Origin of the sequence: Micromonospora phaseoli (genome assembly GCF_900109115.1) — a bacterium.
Lineage (GTDB): Bacteria > Actinomycetota > Actinomycetes > Mycobacteriales > Micromonosporaceae > Micromonospora > Micromonospora phaseoli.
The window spans coordinates 714,225-734,452 of record NZ_FNYV01000001.1; the positions used below are offsets into that span (position 1 = coordinate 714,225).

Genomic DNA, 20,228 nt, shown 5'->3' on the forward strand with positions numbered 1-20,228 from the left:
ACTCTCAGCTGGTCGCGGGGGCTCTGGTCAGGGCATGGTGCGGTGACGGGTGTGACGCCGACGCGGGCAAGGTACGGATCGTCTCGACCCGCCCGTGTTCAAGCAGCACGAGCGCGTCACAGCGCTCGACGGTGCTGAGTCGATGCGCGATCATGACGATGGTGACCTTGCCGTGCAGGCGTTCGATGGTGGAGACGATCTGGCCTTCCGTCGTGTCGTCAAGTGCGGCGGTCGCCTCGTCGAGCACCAGAACGCGCGGGCTGTGGTAGAGGGCACGGGCGATCCCGATGCGTTGCCGCTGTCCGCCCGACATACGCACGCCGCGTTCGCCGAGCCGGCTGTCCAATCCGTCCGCAAGCCCTTCGACCAGGCCCCGCAACTGTGCCTGCTCCAGCGCCCGCCACACCGCCTGGTCGTCGATGTCCTCGTCATCGAGCCCCAGCGCGACGTTTCGCCGAATGCTGTCGTCCACGATGACGGTTTCCTGCGGAACGTAGCCGATCTGAGTACGCCAGGAAGCCAGGTTCGCCCGGGTGATTTTCACGCCGTCCACGTAGATCCCGCCGCCGTCGGCGGGCGTCAGGAGGCCGGTGAGCACGTCGACGAGGGTTGTCTTGCCCGAGCCAGACGTTCCGGTGATGCCCACTGATTCGCCATACCGGATGACCAGATTGATGGTGTGCAACGCCGGTGTCGACGCGGACGGATACCGGTATGTCAGGTCGCGAAACTCGATGCGGTCGTGGAATGGGACGGCTGTTGACGGCGTTCTCTGCGGCTCGTCGGGTTCATCGGCCGCGGCCAGCGACAGGTCCCTTTCGATCGTGTCGATGCTGCTGGCGCCAGCTCTGATGTTGTTCAGCGCCACCAACAGCCGTTGGACCGATGGCAGCAGGCGCATGGACCCGGCGAGTATGACGCCGATGGATCCGAGTGCCCCGGCCTTGCCGTCGGAGAGTGCCGCCATGGCGATCGCGGCGGCCACGACGAGGACGACGGCTTCCAGGTAGTAGCGCGAGAGACTTGACATGAAGAGCAGACCGCGCAGGGCCTGGGTGTGCTGGTGGCGGGACACGTCGAAGCGGGCGACGACGTGCCGGCGCCGCTCGAGGATGGTGAGCACCTTGACCGCACCGAGACCCTCTTGGATGATGCGCTGGTCCTGCGCGCCGAGACGCTCGTCGTCCATACCGATGCGCCGTGACTTGCGTCGGACCACCGCCAGGTAGAGGGCCATCGCAAGGCCCAGCGTGGTCATCGAGGTCAGCGCGGGCAACGGCTCCATGGCCAGGAGCGCAGCGCCGAGCCCCACAATGAGGGCGCCCTCGATGACGACGCTGGTCCCGGGCAGCAGGACTCGGGCCATGAGCAACCGGACGGACTGGGCGACCGTCCGGGTGAGGTCGGCCGAGTGGTGCTCCAGGTGAAACCCGTAGTCGGCGGTGACGAACGTCCGGAACAACCGTGTCGACAGGGCCGCCTCCGCCCGTGCGAGCACGCCGGCCTGCCACCACGCCACGACCGACGCGAACGCGCCCCGGGCGATGAGCAGGCCAACCGCGAACGCACCTACGACGGCGACGTACGTCGTGGGTGACTTCGCCCCCACGACGCCCTGAGTGAGGCCGATAAGGCTCCTCGGCCCGGCGCTGGTCAGCAGCGCGGGCGTGGTCAGCACCTGGACCACGGCGGCCAGCGCGATGAAGCCGACAAGCTCGAGGATCATGATGATGAGGGCTGCCGGTGCCGCGAGGACGTAGTGCCGCCGCGAATGTTCATCAAGCAGTGCTACGCCCCGCCGCATGGTGCGCACCACGCCGTCATTGCCCGTGTGTGTTTCCGTGCCGCTCAGAGTCATCGCACTCCCGTCGTCCCTGTCGCCGCATCGATGCAACCACGAAACCTTGGCTGAGAATTGTCGAACTCAACATATCTGATTTGAAAGATCGCTCTGAATCCTCGGTCGAATTATGAATCTCTTTCCGATCGACGCTCCGGCCCCGGCTCGCAATGAGTCAGGGCCCGCAGCGTCGGCACTACAGGTGTTTCGGATGACTCGCGAACGTGTCCCGCACCGCCGTCGCGACGACCTCTGTATCGCGGAAGGTGCCCGCTCGTCGGGGCCGCGCCTGGGAGCGGACTGCCCGGGTGAGCCCGCTGCGTCGGTGCAATGGTCGGCCCGAAGCGTTCAGGCAAACACGATCACGTTTCTGTTTCTCCGTATCACCAGCGGGACAGGCCCATTCATTCATTCATTCTCCTGTTGACCGGAGAGAAGTGAAAATCCCGCACGGAGGGGACAACGATCCTCTGCGGTGGCGGGACACTCGTCCGACCGGGCATGGCGAACCCGACACGATCACGGCGCTGGGGCAGACCCTCACCTGTCTGCCTGAGATCCTTGCCTGGCGCACTGCTGGCCAGCCGTCGGTCGCGGCGCGGTCGGCTACGGCCAGCATGTCCGCAGCCGTGCCGAGTGGAACTTCTGCACCACCGTGGAGGCGAGCTTCTCGCGGTCAGGGCAGTCCTCCGTGGGGCGAGGTCGACAATTCCCGCCCGGACTCGGTCCGAGTGGATTGCGAGCGGCCTTCATTCCTCACGTTACTCGGGATGAAGTGAATGTTATTAACCTCGGTGAGATGCTATGAGATTCAAGCCCCTCGTCCACGTTGAATAGTCAAATTTCTGCCAAAAAATCGAAAACCTGGGCGTGCGGCCCGCTCCTTCGATAAGCAGTTCGGGAGCGAACGTGGCCCTGACCTGCCATTGGTCAACGCAGGCTACGACGGGACAGGGAGTAAGACATGTCGCCGGAACTACAGCGTGTACCACCAGCGGGCACTGCCACCGAGCGGGTCAGGGCGAACCGTCGAACCATCATGTACCTGGTCGCCGACGCGTCGGCCTGGGTCGGGGGTTTCATCGTCGCCAGTTGGGCGAGGTACGAGCTCGGGGTGACCGTCGAGCAGGCTTTCAATGCTGCTGTGCTCGGCGGTGCGGCTGCGGTCCTGCACGTCGGCGTCAGCGCGGTACGCCGAATCCGGTCCGGGCGACCTCCGCTCGGCAGTATCGAGGAGGTTCGAGGGTTGGCGGGGACCACGGTGGTCACGGCAGCCGCAGTACTGCTCACCATTCTCGCGCTTGACGAGCGGCCCCTGCCCGCCAGCGCCCCCGTGATCGGCGGCGCCCTGGCCCTGCTGCTGATGCTCAGCCTCCGTCTTCTGCACCGGCACCGGCGCGACCGGGCCCTGCGTCCGGACGCCCGTTCGGCGGCCCCCGTACTGCTCTTCGGTCTCGGCGAGGCCGGTCAGGGCCTGGTGCGCGCGATGCTGAGCGACCCGAAAGGCCGGTACCTGCCGGTCGGCGCGCTCGACGACGACCCGGGTAAGCGTGACCTACGCATCGCCGGCGTGCCGGTGCTGGGCAGCCGGGAGGAGCTAGGCAATGCCGTCCGCCGTACCGGGGCGACCACCGTGATTCTGTCTGTGGCGAATGCGAACGCCACGCTGATCCGCGAGATCCGGGAGGCCACCCTCCGCGCCAGCGCCGCATTCAAGATTCTTCCGCCGGTCCGAGAGTTGGTGGATCATCGAATCACCGTCAACGACGTGCGGGATGTTCAGATCGGCGATCTGCTCGGCCGACGCCAGGTCGTTGGCGACCTGACGCTGGACGACAACGGACTCACCGGCCGGCGCATCCTGGTCACCGGTGCCGGGGGCTCGATCGGCTCGGAGCTGTGTCGCCAGATCATGCGGGCCAACCCCGCCGAGCTGATGATGCTCGACCGGGATGAATCCGCCCTCCACGGCCTCCAGATGTCGCTGACCGGGCGTGCGTTGCTGGACGGCCCCGAACTGATCCTCGCCGACCTGCGTGACGATGAGGGCATCCGGCGCATCATGCAGGAACGCCAGCCGGAGATCGTCTTTCACGCTGCGGCGCTGAAGCACCTGACTTTGCTTCAGCGGCATCCGGGGGAGGCGATCAAGACGAACGTGTGGGGAACCCTGACCGTCCTCGACGCCTGTCGAGATGTCGCCCGCTTCGTCAATATCTCGACCGACAAGGCCGCGAACCCGATCAGTGTGCTCGGCTACTCGAAACGCATCACGGAGATGCTCACCGCGCACGCGGCGGCCAACTACCCGGGCACGTTTCTCAGCGTCCGGTTCGGCAACGTGCTGAGCAGCCGCGGTTCGGTGGTGACCGCGTTCCAGCGGCAGATCGAGTCCGGCCAGCCGTTGACGGTCACTCACCCCGACGTGACCAGGTACCTGATGACGGTCCAGGAAGCGGTGCACTTGGTGCTCCAGGCGGCGCAGATCGGCCGCGACGGGGAGGCCCTGGTGCTGGACATGGGTGAACCGGTCCGCATCGACGACCTGGCGCGCCGCCTGGTCGCCCAGGCGAGCAGCCCGGTCCAGATCCTCTACACCGGACTGCGGCCGGGTGAGAAGCTGCACGAGGACCTGCTGGGGCAGGGCGAATCAGACCACCGCCCGCTGCATCCGCTGATCTCGCACGTCACCGTGCCCGTACTGGATCCCCCGGAGCTCGGCGAGCTGGACCCGTTCGACGAGCCCGAGAGGGTCATCGACCAGTTGGCCCGCCTCTGCGGCGCCCTGCCCGCGACGGCGGCCGGCGAGCATCAGGCGGGAATACCGCTTCCCGCTGATCGCAGCGTAGTTCCCGCTGTTTCGCCACGAAACCCGCTTTTCTGACGTCTCTGGAGGTTGGTCTCGCTCGTTGCTCCGAATGCTGTCCGAATGCTGTCCAGAACGGGAAAGGACGGGCATGACCCGGATCATGACGGTGGTCGGCACCCGACCCGAGATTATTCGGCTGTCCCGGGTCATCGCCCGACTCGACGAGACGGTGGACCACCTGCTGGTGCACACCGGGCAGAACTGGGACACCGCGCTGTCCGACGTGTTCTTCACCGAGTTGCGGCTACGCAGGCCGGACCGGTTTCTCCGGGTCGACACGTCCTCGCTCGGCCGCGTGCTCGGCGGCGTTCTGGTCGGCATGGAAGCCGCGATCGAGGAGAGCCGGCCCGACGCGCTGTTGGTGCTCGGGGATACCAACAGCGCCATCGCAGCACTGATGGCGCGCCGGATGCGGGTGCCGGTCTACCACATGGAGGCCGGCAATCGCTGCTTCGACCTCAACGTGCCGGAGGAGACGAACCGTCGCCTGGTCGACCACGTCGCGGACTTCAACCTGGTCTACACCGAGCATGCCCGGCGGAACCTGCTGGCGGAGGGATTGCACCCTCGACGGATCCTGCACACCGGCTCGCCGATGCGGGAGGTGCTGGAGCACTACCGGTCAGACATCGCTTCCTCCACGATCCTGCGACAACTGGAGCTGACCCCGCGCCGCTACTTCCTGGTCAGCGCGCACCGGGAGGAGAACGTCGACCGTCCCGATCGGCTTGCCCGGCTGCTGGACTGCCTACGTGCGGTACGCGATCGCTGGAACTTCCCGGTGCTGGTCTCGACGCACCCGCGTACTCGCAAGCGGCTTGAGGCGCTGGCTCCGGACGCGACCGCGCTGGAGGGAATCGTCTTCAGCGAGCCGTTCGGATTGTTCGACTACGTGCATCTGCAGACGATGGCGTACTGCACGCTGTCCGACAGCGGCACGATCAGCGAGGAGGCGGCCATCATGGGCTTCCCCGCAGTGACGTTGCGTGAGTCGATCGAACGCCCGGAGGCGTTGGACGCCGGCGGCATCATCATGACCGGTCTCGACCCGGCAGGCGTGGTGGAGGCCGTCCGGGTCGTCGTCGACCAGTTCGTCGCCCACGGGGTGCCCTGCCCGGCGGACTATCTGCTGCCGGACACCTCGCGCCGGGTGGTCGACTTTGTGTTGTCCACCGTCCGCCGACACCACGACTGGGCGGGCATCCGCCGCTGATGCCGCGCCGTCTTGCGCGCATAGCGTGCTTTATACGTATTTAGCGAATCTTCGGGTTATTTGCGTCGTTAGGCCCAAGAGATCGTACGCGCAGCGAGAGGAATGGTGTCCGTGACTCACGTGGCCGCCGGGCGCCGGGTTCTGATCACCGGTGGGACCGGCTCGTTTGGTCAGACGATGGTGCGCCGCCTGCTCGACGGCGATGTGGCCGAGGTGCGGGTATTCAGTCGTGACGAGGCCAAGCAGGACAGCATGCGTCGGGCGATCGGCGACGAGCGGGTCCGCTATCACGTCGGCGACGTCCGGGATCGCGACTCGCTGATGCGTGCGGCTCATGGCGTCGACCATGTCTTCCATGCCGCCGCGCTGAAGCAGGTGCCGTCCTGTGAGTTCTTTCCGCTCGAGGCGGTCCGGACCAACATTCTCGGCAGCGCCAACGTCATCGAGGCGGCCGAGCGGAACGGAGTCCGCTCGGTGGTGCTGTTGAGCACCGACAAGGCCGTCTTTCCGGTCAACGCCATGGGGATCAGCAAGGCCCTGATGGAGAAGGTCGCTCAAGCGCACGCACGCAGCGATCTTGGTGGCCGCACCGTGGTGTCCTGTGTCCGGTACGGCAACGTCATGTACTCCCGCGGATCGGTCATTCCGCTCTTCATCGAGCAGATCAAGGCGGGACGGGCCCCGACGGTCACCGATCCGGGCATGACCCGCTTTCTCATGTCTCTCACCGATTCCGTTGAGCTGGTCGAACATGCCTTCGTGCACGCCCGCCCGGGCGACATCTTCATCCGCAAGGCCCCGGCCAGTACGGTCAGCGACCTGGCCGAGGCGGTCTGCCGGCTATTCGACGCGCCGGTGAAGCTGGATGTGATCGGAATGCGGCACGGCGAGAAGCGTCACGAGACGCTGGCCAGTCGTGAGGAGCTCGCCCGAGCCGACGACTTCGGGAACTACTTCCGCGTGCCGGTTGACTCCCGCAACCTGAACTACGCGGCCTATGTGTCCGAGGGCGACGTGGTCGAGGCGCCGACGGAGGACTTCGACTCGTCGAACGCGCCGCAGCTGGACGTACCCCAGATCATGGATGTTCTGCTGGCCCTGCCAGAGGTACGGGCGGAGCTGGCGCTGCGCGACCCGGTGTTGGCGTGCTGAGGCTGGCGATCACCGGTGCCGGCGGCTTCCTCGGTTGGCACGTCCGAGTGCTGCTGCGGGCCCTCGGCTGGCCGGAGCCAGTCCGGATCACCGCGCACGATCTGACCGATCCGGCCACCGTGGCGGATCGGGTGACCGGCGTCGACCGGGTGTTGCACCTGGCCGGGGTCAACCGCGGCGACCCGGCCGACGTGGCAGCGGGGAACGTCCAACTCGCTGCGGCCGTTGCCCGGGGCCTGCGCCGGAGTCCGAATCCGCCGGCTGGGATCGTCTTCGCCAATTCCGTCCAGGCCGGCAACGGCACGCCCTACGGCGACTCGAAGGCGTCCGCGGCGGCCACACTGGCCGATGTCGGCCTCGGACTGGTCGATCTGCGTCTGCCCAACCTGTACGGGGAGCACGGTCGTCCGCACTACAACTCGGTCGTCGGGACCTTCTGCCGGCTGTTGGCCGACGACGGCGCGCCCGACATTCACGAGGACCGCGACCTCAGCCTGGTCCATGTCACCGACGCGGCTGCCGCACTGGTGGGCGCGCCGGCCACCGGGGTCTGGGACAGTGGAATGCCGGCGCTGCACACCAAAGTCGGCGAGCTGGCGGATCGGCTCGCCGGATACGCGGCCACCTACCGCCGGGGGGAGATCCCCGCCCTCGACGATCGCCACGCCGTGCGGCTGTTCAACACATACCGCTCGCACTGCTTCCCGCAGCGTTCTCTGATTCCCCTGCCACGGCGTGCGGACCATCGCGGCGAACTGGTGGAGTCGGTGAAGGCCCACGCCGGTCCCGGTCAGACCTTCTGCTCCACCACCCACCCCGGCGTCGTCCGGGGTGAGCACTTCCATCTGGCCAAGGTCGAGCGCTTCGTGGTGCTTCGGGGCCGGGCGGAGATCAGCCTGCGGCGAATCGGCGAACAGGGCGTGACCCGGTTTGCCGTCGACGGTGCCGACCCGGTTGCGGTGGATATGCCGACGATGTGGGCGCACCGGATCGTCAACACGGGTCCGGAGGAGTTGCTCACGATGTTCTGGACCAACGAGATCTTCGACCCCGAGCGCCCGGACACCTATCCGGAGCCGGTGGAGGTGGGCCCGAGCCGGGTAGCGGTGGGCGCGTGAGGATCGGCATCGTTTCGCAGTGGTTCCCACCGGAGCCGGCATTCCTCACCGGTGGCCTGGCTACCCAACTTGCCGCGCGTGGCCATGAAGTGCGGGTGCTCACCGCCTTCCCGAACTTCCCGGGCGGCCGCATCTATCCCGGCTACCGGCAACGGTGGCGAGCCGTGGAGAACCACGCGGGGTGCCAGGTCCGCCGGGTGCCGGTCTATCCCAGCCATGACAGCTCCGCCGTCGGCCGCGTGCTCAACTACGTCTCGTACGCCACCAGCAGCTCGCTTGCCGCGATCCGCTTTCTGTCCGGGCTGGACGCCATCTACGTCTACCATCCTCCCGCGACGGCGTTCACGGCCGCCGTGCTGCCGCGCCTGCTGCGCCGTACCCCCGTGCTTCTTCATGTGCAGGACATCTGGCCCGAGTCCGTCACGGCATCGGCGATGATCTCCGACGGGTTGGTGGGCAGTCTGCTGGATCGCGTCCTCTCGGCCGCCATGCGGCGCGTCTACCAGGCCTCCGACGCGATCGCCGTGCTCTCACCGTCAATGGCTGAGCTGGTGGTCGAGCGCGGTGCCGACCCGGGCGCGGTACGGGTGGTCTTCAACTGGACCGAGGAGAACCTTTTCCGGCCGGTCCCGGTGACCCCGCAGGCGCGCGCGCTTCTCGGGCATCGGGGTCGCTGCCTGGTGATGTTCGCCGGCAACATGGGTCCCTTCCAACGGATCGAGACGGCCGTCCGGGCCGCCGCCGCAGTCCCGGACCGCATCGACTTGGTGCTGGCCGGCTCCGGCGTGGAGGAGCCACGAGCCCGGCGGATAGCCGAGGATCTCGGTGCGACGAACGTACGGTTTCTCGATCGGCACCCTCCGGAGGAGATGGCGGCACTTTACGCGGTGGCGGATTTCCAGCTGGTGTGCCTGCGTGACCTGCCGGCCCTGCGGGGCACGATGCCGTCGAAGCTGCAAGCCGCTCTGGCCTGTGCCCGGCCGGTGGTGGCCGCCGCGCCCGGCGACGTGGTTCGGTTGGTCGACGCTCATCGGATCGGGCTGTCGTGCCCGCCAGAGGACTGGCGTGCGCTGGCCGAGACCTTCGCGGCTGCGGCGGACCTGCCGGAATCGGAGCGTGCCGCGATGGGCGCTCGGGCCCGGCAGGTCTACCAGGAGCGCATGTCGCTGTCCGCCGGCGTCGACCAGATCGAGGACATGCTGCACAAGATCGCCGGCCGGCCCCGGGGCAGTGGTCGGTGACCGCTGTCCTGATCGGTGTACGGGGGCCCGGGTAGCGGGACGGTCATCCCGACGTGTCTGCCAGTTCGCGACGCATCCTGACGAATTCCGCCAGCCCCGGCGCGGTGCTCGTCGGGCATTGATCCGTGACGGCCTCTGCCCAGAAGCACCTGTCGCTGCCAAGGAGTGGGCTCACGGCGGCGGCGAGGGGCCCCGCGACGGGCTCGGCTGGCACGCGGACCGCGGTGCCGACCACCCTGATGCCGAACTCCTCTCCCGAGGTGGTGCGGACGGTGAGATCACCGAAGCCGTACGCGGTATGGTGCGCGGCGAAGGCCGGCCAGTTCACCAACCGGATGCTGATCGGCCCCGAGGTCCTCGCCCCGACGACCTCGTGCCACCTGGAGCGGGATACCTCCGTGAAGCCGTGGCGCAGGTATAGCCGGTGGGCGGCCGGGTTGTCGAGGGACACGTCGAGCAGCATGGCCCGGCAGCCCAGCCGCCGGGCGAGTTCCTGTCCGTCGTGGAGCAGCCGACTGCCCAGGCCCTGTCCGCGTTCGTCGCCGCGTACCGCGATTCCGTTGAGGAACAGCTGTCCGGGTAGCAGCCGCCAGTCCGCGACGGCGCGCAGGCCCCCGGGGCCGCGTATCGCGCGCAGGATCAGGGTGCGAGCGGTACGCGGAGGTGTCACCGCTGCGGCAAGGAACGATTGGTAGCCGTCGGCATGGTATGCCACCAGTCCCGCGCACCCCGGCGGAACGGAGGTGGCCAGCAGGTCGGCGGTGTCGCCGAGCGCGGGGTCCTGTGGATCGTCGAGCGTCTCGATCTCGGCGGCGGTCAGGAAGAGACGCACGTCGTCTGCCGTTCCTTGTCCAGGTCGAGCATCTGGGCCGCGGGGTCGACCGCGACGCCGCTGCCCTGGAACACCTTGCCGGCGGTGGCGGCGAGGATCCGCAGGTCCAACCAGAGGCTCCACTGCTCGACGTACCGTACGTCGAGGGCGAGACGTTCCTCCCATGGGACGCCGTTGCGTCCGCTGATCTGGGCCAGCCCGGTGATTCCCGGCCGCACATCGAACCGGCGTCGTTCCCGTTCGGTGTACCAGGCGTCGTAGCGGGGCAGCAACGGCCGCGGACCGACCAGGCTGAGTTGGCCCCGGAGCACGTTCACCAGTTGAGGTAACTCGTCGATGCTCAGTCGGCGCAGTACGCGGCCCACACCGCGGCACCTGACCCCGTCAGGCAGCAGGTTGCCGCCGGCGTTGCGCTCGTTGGACATGGTGCGCAGTTTCACGATGGGAAACGGCCGTTGTCCGAGGCCGGTGCGTTCCTGGACGAAGAAGACCGGCGAACCCAGCTGGATCCGGACGAGCAGCGCGGCGATGGCCAGGATGGGCACCGACAGGGTGAGGAGTAGGAGAGCGACGACGATGTCGAGCACTCGTTTTGCTCCTCTTTGCAGGACTTCAGACATCGTTGCTTCCTATCGGGACTAACCACGAACGCTTTGGGGGTGCCAACGTCACTTTGGTTGGGGAGGCTGGCGATATTCCGGGAAGAAGGCTGCTTGAGGGCGCCAGTTCGGATCGTGGCGGCGTGATTCGGCGTGGTGCGCCTGGACCAACGCGTCGTAGCGGGCCGGATCGAACACCCGGGTGCCGGTGGAGTACGTCAGCAGGCTGTGCGGCGCGAAGGCGCGCTTGTAGCGGAAGATGCCGTCGTCCGGGGCGTATCCGCCGCCGAGCAGGAACCATCGGCGATCGTGCTCCCGACCCCACTGGAAGATCTCGTACTTCAGGAGGTCGTTCGGGCGGTGGTGGAACGCGTCCTCGTCGGTGCCACCGAGGAAGGAGTACATGTTCCGGCCGGAGACCAGCACGAGTTCGGTCGAGACGACCCGGCCCTCGTGTCGAGCGTGGAACAGAACCGCCTGGCCCGGGAGCTCTGCCAGCAGTGCGGCGAAGAGAGCGTCGGGAAAGTGGTACGCCTCGGCTGCGTTCCGTCGCCGCATCGTCGACCCGTAGATCCGGAGGAACTCAGCGAGGTCCGTGCCCGCCTCGTCGACCTCGATGGTGACTCCGCTGCGCCGGGCCCTGTTGACGTTCTTGCGGACCTTGTGCTCGAACTCTCGCCACATCTGTTCCGGCGTGGTGGCAAGGTCGCGCACCACGGTGACCAGCCGTGGCTCGATGCGTCCCGGGTATGCCAGACGCTGCTCGGCGAAGACGTGCAGCCGGCAGAACTCGCTGACCACCCGATTGGATCGGCAGAACTCGTCGAAGGCCAACCAGAACTGCTTCGCCTCGACGTCGTCCACCCCCACCTGGAAGGCGCCACCGGTGCCGTTGCCGTACGGGCTGGTGATGTCGAAGCTCTGCGCCGCGGCGTCCCGCAGGTGCGGGGCGTCGATGGGGCGCAACAGAAACGGGTAGAGGACGAAGCCGTGGCGGGTGCGCGCATACGCGGCGAGCGGCTGCTCGGCCTGGCCGGCGAAGAGTCGCACGTAGCTGGGGTGGGCGCACACCTCGCGGTCGGCCCACCCCTCGTGCACGGCCCGCCAACGTGCCTCGTCGCTCGGGTTTCGGGCATCCCAAATCTCGAGTCTCATCGACAGCCACCTGGGGTCGGGGCGGATCCGGTCATCGGCGGTCGAGGAAGTCCGCGATCGTGGCGGCCACCCGGTCTAGCTGTTGGTCAGTCATGGCGGAGCCGCTGGGCAGAGTCAGGCCGCTGGCGAACAGCCGCTCGGCGGCCCCGCTCAACACGGTGCGAGCCGAGGCGAAGACCGGCTGCAGATGCATGGGCTTCCAGATCGGTCGGGTCTCGATCTCGTGGGCGTCCATGTGGCGGGCGAGCTCTGCGGCCTGCCATCCGGCCGCCGCTCGATCGACCACGATGCTGGTCAACCAGCAGTTGGCGCCGATGTCGCCACTTCCCAGTAGCCGTACGCCGGGCGTGGCGGCGAAGAGCTTGGCGTACCGCTCCCGGTGGGCGCGACGCCGAGCCAGCATGCCGTCCAGCCGACGCAGCTGTGCCCGGCCGAGCGCGGCGAGCAGGTTACTCAGCCGGTAGTTGTATCCGGTGTCGGTGTGTTCGTAGTGCCGGACCGGTTGACGGGCCTGGGTGGACAGGTAGCGACAGTGCGCAACAAGGTCATGATCGTCTGAGACGAGCATCCCGCCGCCGGAGGTGGTGATGATCTTGTTTCCGTTGAACGACAGCACGGCGGCCTGACCGAAGGAGGCGGCCGGCCGGCCGTCGCGGACCGCGCCGAGCGCCTCTGCGGCATCCTCGATGACGGGTACGCCCGCCGCCGCGCAGATCGGCAGGATTCGGTCGTAGTCGGCGCAGGAACCGAACATGTCCACTGGCAGCACGGCTGCCACCCGCCGTCCGGCCCGACGCAACTCGTCCAGCGTCCGTTCCAGCAGAGCCGGGTCCAGGTTGCCGGACTCCGGATCACAGTCGACCAGGACCGGCTCGGCACCGGTGTAGACCACGGCGTTGGCGGTCGCGACGAAGGTCAACGTGGGCACCACCACCGCGTCCCCGGGTCGCGTGCCGAGCGCGATCAGGGCCAGGTGCAGGCCGGCGGTGCCGGAGGAGAGTGCCACCGCGTGCGAGCGGCCCACTCTTGCCGCAACTTCGCGCTCGAACGCCTCGACCTCGGGGCCGACCGGGGCTACCCAGCCGGATCGCAGCGCGCGCAACAGGTATGACTCCTCCAGCGGCCCGACGTCCGGTGGCGAGAGCAGGATCCGGTCTGCCGTGCCGTCCATCGAAGGCGAATCGGCGGGCTGTTCACGTACGGCCATCTGTAGCCCCCGTCGTCGTCGGGAGGCAGGCCTCCCGCAGTATTCGAGAGGGTCAACGATGCAGCGAGACGTCGGTTTTGCCCACGTCGAGGATGGTATTCCGGCTCATGTCTCCGGCTCGCGTCAACTGCCTTCGCGGCACGCGCGGTGTCGTTGGTAGCACTGCCCTCCGTGCCGGGTGGCGATGCTTCTCAGCTCCAGTTGTCACCGGCGGCCAGACGGCGGGTGAGCAGGTCGCGCAAGGGAATCGACTCCCCGTCCCGGCCGCCGCGGCCGATGACGAGCGGCGCTGGGCCGGGCTGCGGATCCGCGCCGAACAGGCGGGACTGCAAGCTCGCCGGCACGGTCAGCAGATGGAAACGTCCCTCGACGTCGACCGCCCGGGTGCATGCCCGATCCACGTACCAGCCGGTGAGCCTGGTGCGGTAGCGCGAGCGGCCGTCGTAGGAGTGGGCGACCAACCGGGTGGTGGGCAGCCCGCGCCGGGTCGCCTCGGCGACGAACCACGACACCAGCTCGGCCGCTTCAGCGTGCTCCGCCGCACGCTGCCGCGCGTCGGCCTCGGCGTGGGCTCGAACCGCGTGCCGCTGCCGTTCCCGCCAATCCAGACCGTCGTCCGTCATGTCCGCCACCGTACGCGGGTCAGACGCTCGCACGCGGGTGGCGTTGCCTGATCCGGACGGTGACGAGCGTCCGGCCCTCCGCAGGTGGAAGAGCCGGACGTCACGGGCGTCGCTCAGGCCAGGCCGGCGCGGCGTAGCGCATCCGCCATCGGGCCGCTGGCCGGCGGTGGCGTTCCGCCGCGCCCCTGCCGGGGGCCGCCTCGCGAGCCGCGTTCACCGCGTCCCGCCGCGCCCTGACCGCCCTGCGCCCCGCCGCCTTGGCCACTGTGCTCGCGCCTGCCACCCTCGCCCTGCGGGCGTCCTCCGGTCGGGGGCTCGTCGTCCAGCCGCAGGGTCAGTGAGATCCGCTTGCGCGGCACGTCGACGTCGAGCACCTTGACCTTCACCACGTCGCCGGACTTCACCACCTCGTGGGGATCCTTGACGAAGGTGCGGGACATCGCCGACACGTGTACCAGGCCGTCCTGGTGCACCCCGACGTCCACGAAGGCGCCGAACGCCGCGACGTTCGTGACCACGCCCTCCAGGACCATGCCGGGCGTGAGGTCGCCGATCTTCTCCACGCCGTCGACGAAGGTCGCCGTCTTGAACTCCGGGCGCGGGTCCCGGCCCGGCTTCTCCAGTTCGGCGAGGATGTCGGTGACGGTGGGCAGGCCGAACGTGTCGTCGACGAAGTCGGTCGCGCGCAGGCCACGCAGGATGGCCGACTTCCCGATCAGCGAACGCAGCTCCTGACCGCTGGTGGCGAGGATCCGGCGCACCACCGGGTACGCCTCCGGGTGCACGCTGGAGGAGTCCAATGGGTCGTCGCCGTCGGGGATGCGCAGGAAACCCGCGCACTGCTCGAACGCCTTCGGGCCCAGTCGGGCCACCTTCTTCAGCGCGGCCCGGGTGCGGAACGGCCCGTTGGCGTCCCGGTGCAGCACGATGTTCTCGGCCAGCCCCGCGCCGATGCCGGAGACCCGGGTCAGCAGCGGCGCGGAGGCGGTGTTGACGTCCACCCCGACACCGTTGACGCAGTCCTCCACCACCGCGTCCAGCGACCGGGACAGCTTCACCTCGGACAGATCGTGCTGGTACTGCCCGACACCGATGGAACGCGGATCGATCTTGACCAGCTCGGCGAGCGGGTCCTGCAGGCGGCGGGCGATGGAGACCGCGCCGCGCAGTGACACATCCATCCCGGGCAGCTCCTGTGCGGCGTACGCGGAGGCGGAGTAGACCGACGCGCCAGCCTCGGAGACCACCACCTTGGTCAGCTTCAGCTGCGGGAAGCGCTTGATCAGTTCACCGGCGAGCTTGTCGGTCTCCCGGCTGGCCGTGCCGTTGCCGATCGCCACCAGCTCGACCTGGTGTGCGGCGGCCAGCCGCGCGAGGGTCTCGATCGAGGCGTCCCACTGCCGGCGCGGCTCGTGCGGGTAGATGGTGTCGGTGGCGACCACCTTGCCGGTGGCGTCGACCACGGCAACCTTCACCCCGGTACGCAGGCCCGGGTCCAGCCCCATGGTGGGCCGGGCTCCGGCCGGCGCGGCGAGCAGCAGGTCACGCAGGTTGGTGGCGAAGACCCGTACCGCCTCATCCTCGGCCGCCTGCCACAACCGCATTCGTAGGTCCGCGCCGAGGTGGATGAGGATGCGGGTACGCCACGCCCAGCGCACCGTGTCGGCGAGCCAGCGGTCGGCGGGCCGACCGGCCTCGCTGACCCCGAACCGGCCGGCGATCGCGGCCTCGTACCGGGTGGGGCCGGTGACCGGCGCGTCGGCGTCACCGTCGGCCTCCGGATCCATGGTCAGGTCGAGCACGCCCTCCTTCTCGCCCCGGAACATGGCCAGGATGCGGTGCGAGGGCAGCCTCGGGTACGGCTCGGCGAAGTCGAAGTAGTCGGCGAACTTCGCTCCGGCGCTCTCCTGTCCCTCGCGTACCCGGGACACCAGCCGGCCCCGCGACCACATCTGCTCGCGCAGCGTGCCGATCAGGTCGGCGTCCTCGGCGAACCGTTCGATCAGGATGGCCCGCGCCCCGTCCAGCGCGGCGGCGGCGTCGGCCACGCCCCTGTCGGCGTCGACGAAAGAAGCCGCCGCCGCCTTCGGGTCCTGTGTCGGATCGCTGAGCAGCCCTTCGGCGAGGGGCTCCAGGCCGGCTTCGCGGGCGATCTGCGCCCGGGTCCGCCGCTTCGGCTTGTACGGCAGGTAGATGTCCTCCAGCCGGGACTTCGAGTCGGCCGCCATGATCTGCGCTTCCAGGGCCTCGTCGAGCTTGCCCTGGCTACGGATGGACTCCAGCACCGCCGCCCGCCGCTCGTCGAGCTCGCGCAGGTACCGCAGGCGTTCCTCCAAGGTGCGCAGCTGGGTGTCGTCGAGCAGGCCGGTGGCCTCCTTGCGGTAGCGCGCGATGAACGGCACGGTGGCGCCGCCGTCGAGCAGCTCCACGGCTGCGCGTACCTGGCGCTCGGCGACGCCGAGCTCCTCGGCGATCCGCTGATGAACAGAGAGGGTCACGATCTAGGTCCGCCTTCGGGAGTGGGTTCCGCCCTGCATTGTGCCCGGCTAGCGTGGCGATCATGGAAGCACCTGTGGAGCCTCGGGCGCGTCGGCTCTTCGGCGGCAGCGCCCGGGCCCTCGGCGACCTCGCGACCAGCCCGTTTCGGGCCGACCGGGACCGGATCGTCTCCTCGCCGTTCTTCACCCGGCTGGGCGGCGTCACCCAGGTGGTCAGCCCGGGTGGGTCCGGGCTGCTGGTGCACAACCGGCTCACCCACAGTCTCAAGGTCGCCCAGGTGGCCCGGGCGATCGCCGAGCGGCTCACCGCCGACGGGTGGCAGCGTGACCTGGTGGAGAAGCTGGGCGGCTGCGACCCGGACGTGGTGGAGGCCGCCGCGCTCGCCCACGACCTCGGCCATCCGCCCTTCGGGCACCTGGGGGAGCGGGTGCTGGACCGGTTGGCCCGACACCGGCTCGGCCTGACCGACGGGTTCGAGGGCAACGCGCAGTCGTACCGCATCGTCACCTCGACCGAGATCCGCGGCGCGGCGACCACCGGCCTGGACCTGACCGCGGCGGTGCGGGCGGCGATGCTGAAATATCCGTGGACCCGGCTCGACCATCCCGACCCGCACCCCCGCCTGATGGACCCGCCGCCGCGCGGGGCGACCCCACCGCCGGCCGACCCGGACAGCGGCTCGGTGAAGTTCGGGGCGTACCGCACCGAGCTGGACGACCTGCGGCAGGCCCGGGCGCCGTTCGCCGGCCGGATCGCCGACTGGCAGCAGACCGTCGAGGCGTCGGTGATGGACACCGCCGACGACATCGCCTACGCCATCCACGACGTGGAGGACTTCTACCGGGTCGGGGTGCTCCAGCAGGGCGCGGTGGCCGCCGAGCTGATGGCCTGGCAGCGCGAGGGCGGCCACCTGCGGGCCATCACCGACGCGGCGCTGCACACCTCGGCCCGCCGGCCCGGCACGGCCATCGAGCGGCTGCGCCGCCAACTGCACCACAAGGACGGCTGGGTCGCCGACGACGACGCGTTCGCCGCCGCCGTCGAGCACGTCCGGGAGGAGCTGGTCGAAGGCCTGCTCGCCCTGCCGTTCGACGGCTCGATCGAGGCAGAGCAGTACGTGGCGCGCTTCTCCGCGCGGTGGACCACCCGCTTCGTCGACTCGATCACGGTGGTGGAGCAGCCGGCGGTGCGCTCCGGGCATGTGCTGCTGGCCCCGGCCCAGTGGCACGAGGTGCAGGTGCTCAAGTTCGTCCACCACCGGTTCGTGCTGGCCCGCCCCGACCTGGCGCTGCACCAGCGGGGCCAGGCCCGGCTGCTCGGCACCCTGGTCGAGGCGCTGCTGGAGTGGCTGCTCGACCCGGAGGAGGAGTCCCGGCTGCCCCGGCGACTGCACGACCTGGTGGAGCTGGCCGAGGCGGAGCTGCACCCGCGTGCCGTGGACCGGCTCGGCAAGGCCCGTGGCCGGGCCATCGTTGACTTCGTGGCGCAGCTGACCGACGGGCAGGCGGTGGCGATGCTCGACGCACTCTCCGGCCGCTCCGGCGCCCTCTGGACCGACGCCTTCGTGCTCTGAGATGCGAGCGTCAGGCGACGCCCTGCCACCAGCCGTCGACCGGGTGCGGGTCGTCCACCACCACCCGCTCGCCGGGGCGTGGCACGGCCAGCCGGACGTCGCGTGCCTTGGCCTCGGCCCACAGCCGGTCCACCGGCTCGGACCAGTCGTGCAGGGCGAGGTTGAACGTCGCCCAGTGCACCGGTACGAACAGCCCGCCACGCAGGTCCAGGTGGGCGGTGACGGCTTCCTCGGGGAACATGTGGATGCTCGGCCAGGAGCGGTCGTACGCGCCGATCTGCATCAGCGTCACGTCGAACGGCCCGTGCTCCGCGCCGATCTCGGCGTACCCGCCGAAGTAGCCGGAGTCACCGGTGTAGTAGACCTTCCGATGCTCTCCGGCCACCACCCAGGAGCTCCACAGGGTGCCGTTGCGACGCAGGCCACGACCGGAGAAGTGCTGGGCGGCGGTGCAGGTGATCTCCAGGTCGGCCACCCGGTGGGTCTGCGACCAGTCCAACTCGATGATCCGCTCCGCCGGCACACCCCACCGGTCGAGGTGGGCGCCCACCCCGAGCGGCACCAGGAACGGCGCCGACTGCCGGGCGGTCAGCTCCCGCACGGTGGCCATGTCGAGGTGGTCGTAGTGGTCGTGCGAGATCAGGATCGCGTCGACGCGGGGGAGCTCGTCGAGGCGTACCGGCGGCTCGTGCAGCCGGCGCGGACCGACCGCCGCCGACGGAGAGCACCGGTCGCTCCACACCGGGTCGAGCAGCACCCGCCGCCCCTCGATCTCGATCAGGGTGGACGCGTGGCCGTACCAGACGACGTTCAGTTCGCGGGTCGGCTCGATGCCGGTCTCGGCGGCGGGTCGGACCAGCGGCACCGGTGCGGTCGGCCGTCGCTTCTGCTTACCGAAGATCAGCTCCTGGAACAGGTTGCGGTCGGGCGCGGGAACCATCGTCCGGGTACCCGCGCGGTTGTGGAACGTGCCGTCACGGAACTGGGGCGACCGGGCGGCCCGTTCGGCTCGCGCGCCGGCCAGTCGACCGCCGAGGGCGGCGGGTATGTTCCGCGCGGCCCAGGCGAGCCCGGCCAGCCCGGCCAACGCGGCCAACGCGGCCAGGCTGGCCGCCGATCCGCTGATCCGCCGGCCAGTGGCCGGACCGGTCGGCTCCTTCGATGCCCGCATGGTCCCCCCTCTACCTGATCCCCGGGGTCCACGCTAGCCGCCGCTGGCTGGTTCAGCCGCCGTTGCTGGGGCGGTACAGATGCTCGCGGTGAGCGGTGCCGCTGCCGCCGAGACCGTCGGTGAGACCGAGAACGCGGCGGCCGAACCGGGCCCGTGCCTGCACCGCGGGGTGGGTGGCGCCGAAGTCGTCCGCGCCGGACTGGCCGTCGGCGAAGAGCGCGTACGTCACCAGGGGCGCCCCGGTGGTGTCGAAGATCACGCCGGCCTCGTGCCGGGCGTCGGCGAACCAGCCGGCCTTGGTGGCGATCCGGGCCCGCTCGGCCGAGGACATCTCCCGCCGTACGCCGTCGGTGAAGGCCACCGGCGAGCGCAGCAGCCGCAGCACGAACTCGGTGGAGGCGGCGGAGAGCAGCACGCCGCCGACCAGGGCGCGCAGCAGGTCGTGGGTCTCCCTCGGGGTGCTGGTGCCCAGGAAGAACCGGTTCGGGTTGGCCACCGGCTGCACCTGCGTGTTGGGGAAGCCCTTCGCCACCAGGATCTGGTTGATCTCGGCGGCCGGGCAGACCAGCCCGCAGAGCCGGACCGCGGTGTCGTCGGAGACGGTGAGCAGGTTCGCCAACGCGTGGCCGAGAGTGACCAGGCTGGGGTACGCGCCGTCCAGGCTGAAGATGCCGTCGCCGCCGGGCACCACGATCGCGTCGGTCACCTCCACCTGCTGGTCGAGGGTGAGCAGGCCCCGGTCGACCTTGTCCAACACCGCGGCGGCCACCGCGATCTTGTTGACGCTGTACGCCTCGATCCGTTGGTCCGCCGACTCGCTCACCGCGACCAGGGGAGCGGCGCCGCCCTGGCCGGCGAGGCTGACGTACGACTGCCAGTTCCCGCCAGCCTGGCCGCTCAGTCGCTCGTACACCCCGGCGATCCGCGACGCGACCCGGGCACGGTCGTCGGTGGCCGCGCCGACCTCGGCCGCCGCCTCGCGCCCGGGGTCAGCGCCGGCCGGCACCGCTGTGCCGAGCACAGTCCCGGCCGTCGCGATGGTGCCCAGGCCGAGCGCTGCCCTGCGGTTCATCCGGATGGTCACTCGTCTCTCCCGTCGGTCGCCGAGCGTGTCCTCCGGACACCTTAGGCCGACT

The 20,228-nt window shown here is 69.4% G+C and carries 15 protein-coding genes; 6 read left to right on the forward strand and 9 right to left on the reverse strand.

The window, feature by feature from the left end; all coding sequences use genetic code 11:
- Nucleotides 1-4: 4 nt before the first annotated feature.
- Entirely contained in the window at nt 5-1,858 is a 1,854-nt protein-coding gene (locus BMY89_RS03300; RefSeq protein ID WP_092374529.1) for an ABC transporter ATP-binding protein, read from the reverse strand.
- Nucleotides 1,859-2,804: 946 nt separating this feature from the next.
- Here BMY89_RS03300 and BMY89_RS03305 point away from each other — a divergent pair.
- From BMY89_RS03305 to BMY89_RS03325, 5 genes are all read left to right on the forward strand, one after another.
- The gene (locus BMY89_RS03305; RefSeq protein ID WP_092374532.1) at nt 2,805-4,724 is read left to right on the forward strand and encodes a polysaccharide biosynthesis protein; all 1,920 of its coding nucleotides are present in this window, start codon (nt 2,805-2,807) and stop codon (nt 4,722-4,724) included.
- Nucleotides 4,725-4,797: 73 nt separating this feature from the next.
- Nucleotides 4,798-5,922: a non-hydrolyzing UDP-N-acetylglucosamine 2-epimerase gene (gene wecB, locus BMY89_RS03310; protein WP_092374535.1), complete on the forward strand. Its 1,125-nt coding sequence runs from the start codon at nt 4,798-4,800 to the stop codon at nt 5,920-5,922.
- Between the two features lie 120 nt (nt 5,923-6,042).
- Entirely contained in the window at nt 6,043-7,074 is a 1,032-nt protein-coding gene (locus BMY89_RS03315; protein WP_175510270.1) for a polysaccharide biosynthesis protein, read from the forward strand.
- Nucleotides 7,068-8,192 (forward strand): polysaccharide biosynthesis C-terminal domain-containing protein, encoded by a 1,125-nt coding sequence (locus BMY89_RS03320; RefSeq protein ID WP_092374541.1) that lies wholly within the window; start codon nt 7,068-7,070, stop codon nt 8,190-8,192. The genes BMY89_RS03315 and BMY89_RS03320 overlap by 7 nt, the downstream gene beginning before the upstream one ends.
- A complete protein-coding gene (locus BMY89_RS03325; protein WP_092374544.1) occupies nt 8,189-9,433 on the forward strand; it encodes a glycosyltransferase family 4 protein in 1,245 nt (414 codons plus the stop codon). The genes BMY89_RS03320 and BMY89_RS03325 overlap by 4 nt, the downstream gene beginning before the upstream one ends.
- Nucleotides 9,434-9,476: 43 nt before the next feature.
- Here the strand turns inward: BMY89_RS03325 and BMY89_RS03330 are convergent, their stop codons facing one another.
- The 6 genes from BMY89_RS03330 to BMY89_RS03355 all read right to left on the reverse strand — a co-directional run bounded on the left by BMY89_RS03330 (nt 9,477) and on the right by BMY89_RS03355 (nt 16,347).
- Nucleotides 9,477-10,265, reverse strand: coding sequence for a GNAT family N-acetyltransferase (locus BMY89_RS03330; RefSeq protein WP_111313788.1), 789 nt, complete (start codon nt 10,263-10,265; stop codon nt 9,477-9,479).
- Nucleotides 10,250-10,852 (reverse strand): sugar transferase, encoded by a 603-nt coding sequence (locus tag BMY89_RS03335; protein WP_232521027.1) that lies wholly within the window; start codon nt 10,850-10,852, stop codon nt 10,250-10,252. Before BMY89_RS03335 ends, BMY89_RS03330 begins: the two co-directional genes overlap by 16 nt.
- A gap of 81 nt (nt 10,853-10,933) precedes the next feature.
- On the reverse strand, nt 10,934-12,019 hold the full coding sequence (locus BMY89_RS03340) for a GNAT family N-acetyltransferase (RefSeq protein WP_092374547.1): 1,086 nt from the start codon (nt 12,017-12,019) through the stop codon (nt 10,934-10,936).
- Between the two features lie 31 nt (nt 12,020-12,050).
- Nucleotides 12,051-13,226, reverse strand: a complete 1,176-nt coding sequence (locus tag BMY89_RS03345; protein WP_092374550.1) for a DegT/DnrJ/EryC1/StrS family aminotransferase — start codon at nt 13,224-13,226, stop codon at nt 12,051-12,053.
- A 191-nt stretch (nt 13,227-13,417) separates the two neighbouring features.
- Nucleotides 13,418-13,849 (reverse strand): hypothetical protein, encoded by a 432-nt coding sequence (locus BMY89_RS03350; protein WP_092374553.1) that lies wholly within the window; start codon nt 13,847-13,849, stop codon nt 13,418-13,420.
- A gap of 113 nt (nt 13,850-13,962) precedes the next feature.
- Nucleotides 13,963-16,347 carry a Tex family protein gene (locus BMY89_RS03355; RefSeq protein WP_092374556.1) on the reverse strand — a complete coding sequence of 795 codons (2,385 nt, stop codon included), beginning with the start codon at nt 16,345-16,347 and terminating at the stop codon, nt 13,963-13,965.
- Between the two features lie 62 nt (nt 16,348-16,409).
- Here BMY89_RS03355 and BMY89_RS03360 point away from each other — a divergent pair, with 62 nt between their 5' ends.
- Nucleotides 16,410-17,921 carry a deoxyguanosinetriphosphate triphosphohydrolase family protein gene (locus BMY89_RS03360; RefSeq protein WP_092374559.1) on the forward strand — a complete coding sequence of 504 codons (1,512 nt, stop codon included), beginning with the start codon at nt 16,410-16,412 and terminating at the stop codon, nt 17,919-17,921.
- Nucleotides 17,922-17,931: 10 nt separating this feature from the next.
- Here the strand turns inward: BMY89_RS03360 and BMY89_RS03365 are convergent, their stop codons facing one another.
- Both BMY89_RS03365 and BMY89_RS03370 read right to left on the reverse strand, forming a co-directional pair.
- The gene (locus BMY89_RS03365) at nt 17,932-19,092 is read right to left on the reverse strand and encodes an MBL fold metallo-hydrolase (protein WP_092374562.1); all 1,161 of its coding nucleotides are present in this window, start codon (nt 19,090-19,092) and stop codon (nt 17,932-17,934) included.
- Nucleotides 19,093-19,144: 52 nt separating this feature from the next.
- Nucleotides 19,145-20,176 (reverse strand): serine hydrolase, encoded by a 1,032-nt coding sequence (locus tag BMY89_RS03370; RefSeq protein WP_232521028.1) that lies wholly within the window; start codon nt 20,174-20,176, stop codon nt 19,145-19,147.
- Between the last annotated feature and the right edge of the window lie 52 nt (nt 20,177-20,228).

Excerpts from the sequence above, each read along its gene's own strand:
- BMY89_RS03365 (WP_092374562.1), bottom strand. The coding sequence starts at position 19,092 with ATGCGGGCATCGAAGGAGCCGACCGGTCCGGCCACTGGCCGGCGGATC.
- BMY89_RS03350 (WP_092374553.1), bottom strand. The coding sequence starts at position 13,849 with ATGACGGACGACGGTCTGGATTGGCGGGAACGGCAGCGGCACGCGGTT.
- wecB (WP_092374535.1), top strand. The coding sequence starts at position 4,798 with ATGACCCGGATCATGACGGTGGTCGGCACCCGACCCGAGATTATTCGG.
- BMY89_RS03345 (WP_092374550.1), bottom strand. The coding sequence starts at position 13,226 with ATGGCCGTACGTGAACAGCCCGCCGATTCGCCTTCGATGGACGGCACG.
- BMY89_RS03360 (WP_092374559.1), top strand. The coding sequence starts at position 16,410 with ATGGAAGCACCTGTGGAGCCTCGGGCGCGTCGGCTCTTCGGCGGCAGC.
- BMY89_RS03305 (WP_092374532.1), top strand. The coding sequence starts at position 2,805 with ATGTCGCCGGAACTACAGCGTGTACCACCAGCGGGCACTGCCACCGAG.
- BMY89_RS03300 (WP_092374529.1), bottom strand. The coding sequence starts at position 1,858 with ATGACTCTGAGCGGCACGGAAACACACACGGGCAATGACGGCGTGGTG.
- BMY89_RS03340 (WP_092374547.1), bottom strand. The coding sequence starts at position 12,019 with ATGAGACTCGAGATTTGGGATGCCCGAAACCCGAGCGACGAGGCACGT.